We start from the raw sequence: 11,548 nt of genomic DNA, 5'->3' as shown, positions 1-11,548 counted from the left end.
GTGCATGTCCCTCTTGAATCAGGCGCTGCGCGCCGCCCTCGACGCCCGCCAGGGCCTTCTCGCCGAACTGCATGCCCAGGGCACCGACTGCTATCGCCTGTTCCATGGCAGCCAGGAGGGCGCCAGCGGCCTGACCATCGACCGCTACGGCCCGCAGCTGCTGGTGCAGAGTTTCCACCAGACCCTCGAGACCAGCGCCTTGCTGGAGCTGCACGCGGCAGTGCAAACGCACCTGGGCCAGGAACTGCTGCTGGTCTACAACGACCGCTCCCAGGGCAACAGCCGCATCGACCGCCGCGATCCGGTGTATCAGGCCAGCGAAGCCGCGCTGGCCGATCATGTCGGTCACGAATGGGGTCTGAACTACCGGGTGCGTGGCCGCCATGCCGGGCAGGACCCGCTGCTGTTCCTCGACCTGCGCAACGCCCGTGGCTGGGTCAAGCAACACAGTGCCGGCAAAAGCGTGCTGAACCTGTTCGCCTATACCTGCGGCGTCGGCCTCAGCGCCGCAGCGGGTGGTGCCCGCGAGGTGTGCAACCTGGACTTTGCCGAAGGCAACCTGGCCGTGGGCAAGGAGAACGGCGCGCTCAACCCGCAACTGCTGCCGATGGGTTTTATCCAGTCCGATTACTTCCCGGCGATCCGTCAATTTGCCGGCCTGCCGGTCAGCCAGCGCCGCGGCCACAAGCTGCCGCCGTATCCGCGCCTGGAGCAGCGCCAGTTCGACCTGGTGTTCCTCGACCCGCCAGCCTGGGCCAAGAGCGCCTTCGGCACCGTCGACCTGCTGCGCGACTACCAGAGCCTGCTCAAGCCGGCCCTGTTGAGCACCGCCGACGATGGCGTGCTGATCTGCTGTAACAACCTGGCAAAGGTCAATCTCGACGACTGGCGCGAGCAGGTGCTGCGCTGCGCCGACAAGGCCGGGCGCCCGGTACGCGACTGGCAGGTGCTCAAACCCGACGGCGACTTTCCGTCGCAGGATGGGCAGCCCCCACTGAAGACCTTGATTCTTCAGCTCTGAAACAAATATCCGTTAATTTTCGGGGTAGCTTCGGAACCGTTTTTACGTGCCATACTCCAACCACCTCCGTTCGAGACAGACGACGCCACACATGCCCAAAGGATTGAAACGCGCCCTCGGCGCCATGCTGGCCGCAGTGGCCTTGTACAGCCTGCTAGGCTTTCTGATTCTCCCAGGGGTTACCCTGCGTATCGCCAATCAGCAACTGGCCAATTACGCCACGGTGCCGGCGCACCTGCAGCGGATCGAACTCAACCCGTTCAGCCTCGAACTGACCCTCTGGGGCCTGCAGATCGGCGAGCCGGGCAAGGAGCAGGTCGGCTTCGAACGCCTGTACGCCAACCTGCAGCTCGACAGCCTGTGGAGCGGTGCCCTGCACCTGGACGGGGTCGAACTGGACAAGGCGCGGACCGAGCTGCTGTTCGCCAAGGACGGCAGCCTCAACCTCACTCAGTTGTTCAAGCTGCCACCGAGCGAGCCCAAGCCTGAAGAGCCCGCCAGCGATCCGTTCCCGCTGCGCATCGGCAGCATCAAGCTCAGCGAAGGCTACCTGCACTTCCAGGACCTGCGCCCGAGCGAGCCGATCGAGTTCCTCTACGACTCGATGAACCTGGAGCTGAAGAACCTCAGCACCCTGCCCGACGACAGCGCCGACATGACCCTGGTCGCAGTAGGCCCCGGTGGCGGCCGCATCGACTGGAGCGGTACGTTCAGCGTGGTACCCCTCGCCTCCGAAGGCACCTTGAAAGTCACCGACGGCAAGATGAAGGCCTTCTGGCCCTATGTTCGCGATGCAGTGCCGCTGGTACTGGAAGACGGCGTGGTCAGCCTCGATACCCGCTACAAGCTGAACCTGTCCAAGGAAACCGAGCTGCTGCTGGACAATACCTCGGTGAGCATCGCGCCCTTTGCCATCAAGGCCCCGGATGGCCGTCCGCTGGCCCGCCTGGCGCGTCTGGATGTCAGTGAAACCTCGATCGACCTGGCCAAGCAACTGGTGACCGTCGGCAAGATCCGCAGCGACAAGCTCGAAACCTGGGCAGCAGTGGAGTCCGACGGCCAGCTCGACTGGCAGAAATTGTTCGCCAGCCAGCCGGCCAAGGCCACGCCAAAAGAGAAAGCCGAACCTGCCGCCGCCGAGCCGGATACCAAGGAGAAAGCCGCCGCCGAAGCGCCGAGCAAGCCATGGCAGGTGCTGCTCAAGGACGTGCAACTGCGCAATTACCAGGTGCACCTGGCCGATCGCTCGCAGAAAGAGCCAGTGGCCCTGGATGTCGGCCCGCTGAACCTCGACCTGCAGAATTTCGACAGCCTCAACCAGTCGCCCTTCACCCTCAAGCTCGATACCGGCGTGGGCAAACAAGGCAAGCTGCAGGCCGCCGGTGAAGTAAACCTGGCGCCCGTTACCGCCAAGCTCAAGGTCAATACCCAGGACATCGACCTGCGCGTCGCCCAGGCCTATATCAGCCCGTACATCCGCCTGGAACTACGCAGCGGCATGCTCGGCAGCGACCTCAACGTCGACCTCAAGAGCATCGAGCCGCTGGCCTTCAGCATCGATGGCAAGGCCCAGGTCAACCAGTTGCACACCCTGGACACCATCAAGGACCGTGACTTCGTCAAATGGCAGCAGCTGAACCTCGACGCCTTGTCGTACCGCCACGGTGACGCCCTGACCATTGGCAAGGTGACCCTCAAGCAACCCTATGCGCGCTTCATGATCAACGAGGACCGCACCACCAACGTCGATGACCTGCTGATCCCGCAACCGGCCACCGCGCAATCCAGGGCGCCCAGCAAAGCCAAGGCCCCGGCCGAGAAGCCACTGGGTATCCGCATCGGTGCAATCGACATCAACGACGGTTCGGCCAACTTTGCCGACTTCAGCCTGACGCCGAACTTCGCTACTGCCATCCAGCAGCTCAACGGCCAGATCGGCACCATCGACAATCGTCAGCCGAAACCTGCCAAGGTCGACATCAAGGGCAAGGTCGATCGCTATGCACCCGTGACCATCAAAGGCTCGCTGAACCCCTTCGACCCGATGGCCGCGCTGGACATCGCGACCAGCTTCAAACGCGTCGAGCTGACCACCCTGACCCCTTATTCAGGCAAGTTTGCAGGTTTCCGCATCCGCAAGGGCCGGCTCAACATCGACCTGCACTACGTGATCACTCAGGGCAAGCTCAAGGCCGAGAACAAAGTGGTGGTCGAGCAGCTGCAATTGGGGGAGAAGGTCGACAGCCCGGATGCGGTGGACCTGCCGATTCGCCTGGCAGTCGCCCTGCTCAAGGATACCGACGGCAAGATTTCCATTGAGCTGCCAGTGACCGGCGACCTCAACGACCCGCAGTTCAGCGTCATGCCGATCGTCTGGCAGACCCTGCGCAACCTGGTGCTGCGTGCGGCCCAGGCGCCCTTCAAGTTCATTGGCGGGCTGGTCAGCGGCGGCGACTCCCAGGACCTGGGTAACGTGGCCTTCGCCGCCGGCTCCAGTGACCTGGGCCCGGATGCGCAAAGCGCTCTGGACAAGCTGGCGACGGCGCTCAAGGAACGCCCGGCCCTGCGCCTGGAGATCGAAGGCACCAGCGCCCAGAGCAGCGATGGGCCGCTGATTGCCCAGCAGCGCCTGGAGCGTGAGTACCAGAGCACCTACTACAAGATCCTCCAGCGCCGCGGTGACAAGGTGCCAGCACAGGCCTCCGAGCTGAAGGTCCCGGATGGCGACAAGCCGGCCATGCTCGAAGGCATCTACCGTACCCGGATGAAGAAACAGCCACCGACGGAATGGGAACAGCTGGACCGCGAGCAGCGCACTACCCAGTTGCGCGATGCAGTGCTCAAGTCCTGGGGCGAAAGCGCCCTGCTGCTGCGCCAGTTGGGTCAGGCCAGGGCCAGCAGTATCAAGGACTACCTGGTGGACAAAGGCCAGTTGGCTGATGACCGGGTGTATTTCGTCGATGCCAGCCTGGGCCAGGCTGAGGCGGATGGGCGGGTGATCTCGCCACTGCATCTGGACGCGGAGTGAAGTAGGCCCCTATCGCGGGGCAAGCCCGTTCCCACAAACCGCCCCCAAAAAGAAGCCCCGGCAACCAGTGCCGGGGCTTTGAGTGACCAAGTCCTTTTGGTCGTTCGCATGAACCTGAAAGGTCAGCGAGTCGGAACAAACTATTAATTGGTTTTCAGGCCATCAGCCGAGACGGCTTGAACGCCTTTGATCTTCTTGGCGATAGCGACCGCCATGTCTTTCTGCGAATCCGTCACGGCAACATCGGAAGACAGGGAGACCACGCCTTTGTTGGTTTCGACCTTGATGTCGGTGCCTGGGATGCCTTTCTCGGTCATCAGGTCAGCTTTGACCTTGGTGGTGATCCAGGTGTCGGAGGTCGCTTCTTTTGCTTTGGTAACTTCACCAGCAGCAACGGTCAGCGGAGCCTGGGAGGGCTGTTGGGCAAATGCCGCGTTAGCCATGGTCAGGGTCAGGGCGGTGGCAGTAGCGGCAGCAATAGCGAACTTCTTCATACGAGACACTCCTGTTTTTCGAAAAGTCTGCGCCGTCAGTCCTGGCAGCAGGGGTATGAATACTGTTGCAGGGCCTGTGCCAGCTTTTGCTATTAATTTTTCCCTTATAAATCAGACACTTGTACAAACAGGCAAACACCTGAATCGTGCATTTTGCAAGCAGTGGCAAAATCCTGCATGCAAGATGCAAGTCCGCAAGACATTGTGCGCAGGCACAAAAAAAGGACCCCGAGGGGTCCTTCTTCTTAAGCTGCGTGCTTAGACGCCGGATGCCTTGGCAGCGGCAACGTCCTTGATCGACAGCTTGATACGGCCGCGGTTGTCCACGTCCAGTACCAGTACTTCAACTTCCTGACCTTCTTTGAGGATGTCGGTCACTTTCTCGACGCGAGCATCGCTCAGCATGGAGATGTGAACCAGACCGTCCTTGCCAGGCAGGATGTTGACGAAGGCACCGAAGTCGACAATGCGCTCGACCTTACCGACGTAGATCTTGCCGATCTCGGCCTCGGCAGTGATGCTCAGAACGCGCTGACGAGCAGCTTCAGCGGCGTCTTTGGTCTCACCGAAGATCTTGATCGAACCGTCATCTTCGATGTCGATCGAAGCCTTGGTTTCTTCGCAGATGGCACGGATGGTCGCGCCGCCTTTACCGATGACGTCACGGATCTTGTCGGTGTCGATCTTCATGGCGATCATGGTCGGAGCGTTTTCCGACAGTTCGCTACGGGACTGACCAATGATCTGGTTCATCTGGCCGAGGATGTTCAGGCGCGCTTCCAGGGCTTGGCCCAGGGCGATTTCCATGATCTCTTCGGTGATACCGTTGATCTTGATGTCCATCTGCAGCGCGGTAACACCCTTGGCGGTACCGGCTACCTTGAAGTCCATGTCGCCCAGGTGGTCTTCGTCACCGAGGATGTCGGTCAGAATGGCGAATTTCTCACCTTCTTTAACCAGACCCATGGCGATACCGGCAACCGGCGCCTTCATCGGTACACCGGCGTCCATCAGTGCCAGGGAAGCACCACAGACCGAAGCCATGGAGCTGGAACCGTTGGATTCGGTGATTTCCGATACGACGCGGATGGTGTACGGGAACACGTCAGCGGCAGGCAGCATGGCCTGAACTGAACGGCGGGCCAGACGGCCGTGACCGATTTCGCGACGGCCAGCACCGCCCATGCGGCCACACTCGCCCACCGAGAACGGCGGGAAGTTGTAGTGCAGCATGAAGGGGTCTTTCTTCTCGCCTTCGAGGGTGTCCAGCAGCTGGGCATCACGGGCAGTACCCAGGGTTGCAACGACCAGGGCCTGGGTTTCGCCACGGGTGAACAGCGCCGAACCGTGGGTCTTCGGCAGCACGCCGACTTCGATGTTCAGCGGACGAACGGTCTTGGTGTCGCGGCCGTCGATACGTGGCTTGCCGTTGACGATGTTTTCGCGAACGGTGCGGTATTCGATTTCGCCGAAGATTTCTTTGACTTCGGAAGCCGAAGGTTGACCTTCTTCACCGGAGAACTTGGCGATCACTTGCTCGCGCAGTTCACCCAGGCGAGTGTAACGGTCAGCCTTGACGGTGATGGTGTAGGCGTCGGAAACCGCAGCACCGAATTCGCCACGGATGGCGCTCAGCAGTGGGGTGTTCTCGGCCTTGGCAGTCCAGTCCCAAGTCGGCTTGGCAGCTTCGGCGGCCAGCTCTTTGACAGCCTGGATCACGGCCTGGAATTCGTCGTGAGCGAACAGTACGGCGCCCAGCATCTGGTCTTCGGTCAGCTCTTTGGCTTCCGATTCAACCATCAGTACGGCGTCGGAGGTACCGGCAACGACCATGTCCAGGCTCGAGGCAGCCAGTTGCTCGTAGGTCGGGTTCAGCAGGTAGCCGGTGCTTTCGTGGAAAGCTACGCGGGCGGCGCCAATCGGGCCTTCGAACGGAATGCCGGAGATGGCCAGGGCAGCCGAGGTACCGATCATCGCAGCGATGTCCGGATCGGTCTTCTTGCTGGTGGAAACGACGGTGCAGACAACCTGCACTTCGTTCATGAAGCCTTCAGGGAACAGCGGACGGATCGGACGGTCGATCAGTCGCGAGGTCAGGGTTTCTTTCTCGGAAGGACGGCCTTCACGCTTGAAGAAACCACCAGGGATCTTGCCGGCGGCGTAGGTCTTTTCCTGATAGTGAACGGACAGGGGGAAGAAGCCTTTGCCTGGATCGGCCTGTTTGGCACCGACCACGGTCACCAGTACGGTGACATCGTTGTCGACGGTGACCAATACGGCGCCGGACGCTTGACGAGCAATACGGCCCGTCTCGAGGGTAACGGTCGATTGACCGAATTGGAATTTCTTGATTACCGGGTTCACGGTTTCCTACCTTTTTCAGTGGCTCTGGGGGAACTGGTTCTTGCGAATTCTTGGGCAGAACAGGGAATCGGCCCTGTTGGCAGTCCAGATAAAACTAGAGGTTGGAAGCCTGCCCTGCCCTTGCGGTAAACCGCTCAGGCGAGACAGACAGCCAACCTCATAGATACGCAAGGCGTGCTCACCAGCACGGGGGCCAAAGGCTCCGCCTGGTGACTGCAGCACGCCGTGCACACCACTGGCCAGGCCGCTATTAGCGACGCAGACCCAGACGACCGATCAGGGCGCTGTAACGAGTGGTGTCCTTGCCTTTCAGGTAGTCCAGCAGCTTGCGACGCTGGTTAACCATGCGGATCAGACCACGACGGGAGTGGTGGTCTTTGCCGTTGGCCTTGAAGTGGCCTTGCAGCTTGTTGATGTTGGCGGTCAGCAGTGCAACTTGCACTTCTGGGCTACCGGTGTCACCGGCGGCTTGCTGGTATTCGCCAACGATCTTTGCTTTTTCTTCAACGCTGAGTGCCATCTGGCTTCTCCAAATCAAGGGAAACCGAACAAACGGTTTCCAATAGGCCAGGGACTGCTCCCTGTATTCATAAAGTGAGGCGTGACCGTGCCTATTAACAGCCATCCTCTTTACCACCAGTACCAGGCCTGAACCTGACACTGAAGGTTTCGATCATTCTGACCGAATCAAGCGACGCGGCGCGATGCGCCCGTCTTCGCTCACTTCACCGATACCGATGAAGCGACCATTGTGATCCTGTACCCGGACCATGCCGAACTTCGGCGCGTCGGGGGCTCTGACCGGCTGACCATTCAGCCAGTAGAACGCACTGTGCTCGGAGAACTGCAACAGTGGCCAGTCCTGCAGACCGCTGTCCGATGGCATCAGGAAGCGATCGACCGCTTCGTTACCACCTTCGGCGTGGACCGCTTCGAGTTCTTCGAGGGTCACGGTCTGGGCCAGCTCGAAAGGACCGGCGTGTGTGCGACGCAGTTGGGCGACATAGGCCCCGCAACCGAGCACCTCGCCGATGTCCTCGACCAGGGTGCGGATGTAGGTGCCTTTGCTGCAGCCGACCGACAGCCGGACACGGGTGCCTTCGCACTCGAGCAATTCCAAGCGGTTAATAGTAACAGAACGCGCCTCGCGCTCCACTACTTCACCTGCACGGGCCAGCTTGTACAGCGGCTGGCCGTCACGCTTGAGGGCCGAGTACATCGGCGGTATCTGACTGATTTGACCACGAAATTGTGGCAAAACCGCTTCGATATCGGCGCGACCAACGGTCACGTCACGGGTTTTCAGCACTTCACCTTCGGCGTCGCCGGTGGTGGTGGTCTGACCCAGTTGCATGACCGTCTCGTAGCCCTTGTCGGAATCGAGCAGGTACTGCGAGAACTTGGTCGCCTCACCGAAGCACAGTGGCAGCACGCCACTGGCCAGTGGATCGAGGCTACCGGTGTGCCCGGCCTTTTCGGCGTTGAGCAGCCAGCGGACCTTCTGCAAGGCAGCGTTGGAAGTGAACCCCAACGGCTTGTCGAGCAGGATGATGCCGCTGACGTTACGACGGATACGCTTGACCTGAGCCACCGCTTACTCCTTGGTGTCCAGGGGCGTGTCGGAAGCCTGGTGCAGCTTGTCTTCGGCGACGGCGCGTTCAATCAGGGCCGACAGGTGGGCACCGCGACTGATGCTCTCGTCATAGTGGAAATGCAGTTGCGGCACGCTGCGCAGTTGCATTTCCTTGCCCAGGTGCACGCGCAGGAAACTGGCCGCGCCGTTGAGCACCTTGAGGGTCTGCTTGATGTCTTCCGCGCCTTCCTGGCCCATGGAGGTGATGAACACCTTGGCATGGCCGACATCGCGGCTGACATCTACAGCGGTAATGGTGACCACGCCGACACGCGGGTCTTTGACTTCACGACGGATCAACTGAGCCAGCTCGCGCTGAATCTGATCGCCAATGCGTTGGGTACGGCTATATTCTTTTGCCATTTTTGCTACCTGTAACTAAAGCGGCAAACGCCCGGCCAGGCTAGAGCCGGACCGGGCGTTGCGTTCAGAGCCGCCAAGCGACGCCCTGGGGCGGACAATTGGCGGTTCCCATGCTCGCGGCTTAGAGCGTACGAGCCACTTGGACTTTCTCGAAGACTTCGATCTTGTCGCCGACCTTGACGTCGTTGTAGCTCTTGACGCCGATACCGCATTCCATGCCGGCACGTACTTCGGACGCATCGTCCTTGAAGCGACGCAGCGATTCCAGCTCGCCTTCGAAGATCACCACGTCCTCGCGCAGTACGCGGATCGGACGGTTGCGGTAGACCACACCCTCGACGACCATGCAGCCGGCGATGGCGCCGAACTTCGGCGAACGGAACACGTCACGCACTTCGGCGATACCCAGGATGTTCTCGCGAACATCGCTGCCGAGCATACCGGTCAGGGCTTTCTTGACGTCTTCAATGATGTCGTAGATCACGTTGTAGTAACGCATATCCAGACCTTCCTGCTCGACGATCTTGCGCGCGCCGGCATCGGCACGCACGTTGAAGCCGAACAGTACTGCATTGGAAGCCAGGGCCAGGTTGGCATCGCTCTCGGTGATACCACCGACGCCGCCGCCAATCACGCGAACCTGTACTTCGTCGTTGCCCAGGCCGCTCAGGGAGCCCTGCAGGGCCTCGAGAGAACCACGAACATCGGACTTGAGCACGATGTTGAGGGTCTTCTTCTCTTCCTGGCCCATGTTCTCGAAGATGTTCTCGAGTTTGCCAGCGTGAGCGCGAGCCAGTTTGACCTCGCGGAACTTGCCTTGACGGAACAGGGCAACTTCACGGGCTTTCTTCTCGTCAGCCACTACCGACAGCTCGTCACCGGCGTCCGGAGTGCCATCCAGGCCGAGAATCTCGACCGGGATCGACGGGCCGGCTTCCTTAACAGGCTTGCCGTTTTCGTCGAGCATGGCCCGTACACGGCCATAGTTCGAACCGCACAGAACCATGTCGCCCTGACGCAGGGTACCGTCCTGAACCAGCACGGTAGCCACCGGGCCACGGCCCTTGTCCAGGCGCGACTCGACCACTACACCACGACCCGGGGCCGATGGAGTGGCCTTGAGCTCGAGGATCTCGGCTTGCAGCAGAACGGCTTCGAGCAGTTCGTCGACACCGGTACCCATCTTCGCCGACACCTTGACGAACGGAGTGTCGCCACCCCAGTCCTCGGAAGTGACGCCTTCGACGGACAGCTCGTTACGGATACGATCGAGGTCAGCACCTGGCTTGTCGATCTTGTTCACCGCCACGACCAGCGGAACACCGGCAGCCTTGGCGTGCTGGACCGCTTCGCGGGTTTGCGGCATCACGCCGTCGTCCGCTGCAACCACCAGGATCACGATGTCGGTCGCCTTGGCACCACGGGCACGCATGGCGGTAAACGCGGCGTGACCCGGGGTGTCGAGGAAGGTGACCATGCCGCGGTCGGTTTCCACGTGGTACGCACCGATGTGCTGGGTAATACCACCGGCTTCGCCAGCAGCAACCTTGGCACGACGGATGTAGTCGAGCAGCGAGGTCTTACCGTGGTCAACGTGGCCCATTACGGTCACGACTGGTGCACGGGAGAAGGTCTCGCCTTCGAACTTCAACGACTCAGCCAGGGAATCTTCCAGGGCGGTGTCGCTGACCAGGGTGACCTTGTGGCCCAGCTCTTCGGCGATCAGCTGAGCTGTCTCCTGGTCGAGCACCTGGTTGATGGTCACCGGAGTGCCCAGTTTGAACATGAACTTGACCACTTCAGCGCCCTTGACGGACATCTGGTTGGCCAGGTCGGAAACCGTGATGGTCTCGCCGATCTGCACGTCGCGGACAACCGGACCGGTCGGGTTCTGGAAGCCATGGGCGTTGCGCTTCTTCGGCTTGCCCTTGCCACGGCCACCACGACGGAAGCCATCGCTTTCTTCGTCGGTGGTACGCGGAGCGGCACGCGGGGTAGGCGCCTTTTCCTTTTCCTTGACCTTGACCGAAACGCGCGGCGCTTCGTTGCGGCGCTCGCCGCCACGACGCTCGTCGTCACGCGACTTGTCGCTGCGACGCACGTCGTCTTTCTTGCGGTCGGCAACCGGTGCCGGAGCGGCGTCCGCGGCGGCCTGGATCACTGGCGCTGCAGCCGGAGCCGGAGCGGCAGCAGCCGGCGCGGCAGACGCAGCGGCTGGCTGACGACGGGCTTCTTCCTCGGCACGCTGACGTGCTTCGCCATCGGCTTTTTCACGGGCAGCGTTTTCCGCTGCACGGCGCTCTTCCAGCTCGCGCTTCTGCTCGGCCTGGATTTCTTCCGGGCTGCGCTGAACGAATACTTTCTTCTTGCGTACTTCTACGCTGATGCTCTTGCTACCGGCGACACGCAGGGTGCTGGTGGTTTTGCGCTGCAAGGTGATCTTGCGCGGCTCTTCCACTTTTGCCTTGTGGCTGCTCTTCAAATGAGCCAGCAATGCCTGCTTCTCATTGTCGGTCACTACCTGACCGGCGTCGGTGTGCGGCAGACCTGCCTCACGCATCTGCTGCAGCAGGCGCTCTACCGGTGCAGCGACCTCTTGGGCCAATTCTTTCACCGTGACTTGCGTCATGCACTTCTCTCCTCAG

8 protein-coding genes are annotated in these 11,548 nt (G+C 61.0%); 2 read left to right on the top strand and 6 right to left on the bottom strand.

What is annotated here, in order from left to right:
* Positions 1–4: 4 nt before the first annotated feature.
* Together CCOS864_RS04560 and CCOS864_RS04555 are read left to right on the top strand one after the other, a co-directional pair.
* Positions 5–1,021, top strand: a complete 1,017-nt coding sequence (locus CCOS864_RS04560; RefSeq protein WP_115085240.1) for a class I SAM-dependent rRNA methyltransferase — start codon at positions 5–7, stop codon at positions 1,019–1,021.
* Between the two features lie 46 nt (positions 1,022–1,067).
* Positions 1,068–4,049 carry a DUF748 domain-containing protein gene (locus CCOS864_RS04555; RefSeq protein ID WP_462938197.1) on the top strand — a complete coding sequence of 994 codons (2,982 nt, stop codon included), beginning with the start codon at positions 1,068–1,070 and terminating at the stop codon, positions 4,047–4,049.
* Between the two features lie 143 nt (positions 4,050–4,192).
* Here CCOS864_RS04555 and CCOS864_RS04550 read toward each other — a convergent pair whose 3' ends face one another.
* From CCOS864_RS04550 to infB, 6 genes are all read right to left on the bottom strand, one after another.
* The gene (locus CCOS864_RS04550) at positions 4,193–4,543 is read right to left on the bottom strand and encodes a BON domain-containing protein (RefSeq protein WP_115085238.1); all 351 of its coding nucleotides are present in this window, start codon (positions 4,541–4,543) and stop codon (positions 4,193–4,195) included.
* Between the two features lie 258 nt (positions 4,544–4,801).
* A complete protein-coding gene (gene pnp, locus CCOS864_RS04545) occupies positions 4,802–6,907 on the bottom strand; it encodes a polyribonucleotide nucleotidyltransferase (protein ID WP_115085237.1) in 2,106 nt (701 codons plus the stop codon).
* A gap of 250 nt (positions 6,908–7,157) precedes the next feature.
* Positions 7,158–7,427 (bottom strand): 30S ribosomal protein S15, encoded by a 270-nt coding sequence (gene rpsO, locus CCOS864_RS04540; RefSeq protein WP_010222985.1) that lies wholly within the window; start codon positions 7,425–7,427, stop codon positions 7,158–7,160.
* A 153-nt stretch (positions 7,428–7,580) separates the two neighbouring features.
* Positions 7,581–8,498, bottom strand: coding sequence for a tRNA pseudouridine(55) synthase TruB (truB, locus tag CCOS864_RS04535; RefSeq protein ID WP_115085236.1), 918 nt, complete (start codon positions 8,496–8,498; stop codon positions 7,581–7,583).
* A gap of 3 nt (positions 8,499–8,501) precedes the next feature.
* On the bottom strand, positions 8,502–8,903 hold the full coding sequence (gene rbfA, locus CCOS864_RS04530; RefSeq protein WP_010222983.1) for a 30S ribosome-binding factor RbfA: 402 nt from the start codon (positions 8,901–8,903) through the stop codon (positions 8,502–8,504).
* A 121-nt stretch (positions 8,904–9,024) separates the two neighbouring features.
* On the bottom strand, positions 9,025–11,532 hold the full coding sequence (infB, locus tag CCOS864_RS04525) for a translation initiation factor IF-2 (protein ID WP_115085235.1): 2,508 nt from the start codon (positions 11,530–11,532) through the stop codon (positions 9,025–9,027).
* Positions 11,533–11,548: the final 16 nt, after the last annotated feature.

This window comes from Pseudomonas wadenswilerensis (assembly GCF_900497695.1).
Taxonomy (GTDB): domain Bacteria; phylum Pseudomonadota; class Gammaproteobacteria; order Pseudomonadales; family Pseudomonadaceae; genus Aquipseudomonas; species Aquipseudomonas wadenswilerensis.
Note: the sequence above shows the minus strand (reverse complement) of the source record. Positions and strands in the feature narration are given on the sequence as shown.

Coding starts and splice junctions, on each gene's coding strand:
- CCOS864_RS04560 (WP_115085240.1), top strand. CDS start 5: ATGTCCCTCTTGAATCAGGCGCTGCGCGCCGCCCTCGACGCCCGCCAG.
- CCOS864_RS04550 (WP_115085238.1), bottom strand. CDS start 4,543: ATGAAGAAGTTCGCTATTGCTGCCGCTACTGCCACCGCCCTGACCCTG.
- rpsO (WP_010222985.1), bottom strand. CDS start 7,427: ATGGCACTCAGCGTTGAAGAAAAAGCAAAGATCGTTGGCGAATACCAG.
- rbfA (WP_010222983.1), bottom strand. CDS start 8,903: ATGGCAAAAGAATATAGCCGTACCCAACGCATTGGCGATCAGATTCAG.
- infB (WP_115085235.1), bottom strand. CDS start 11,532: ATGACGCAAGTCACGGTGAAAGAATTGGCCCAAGAGGTCGCTGCACCG.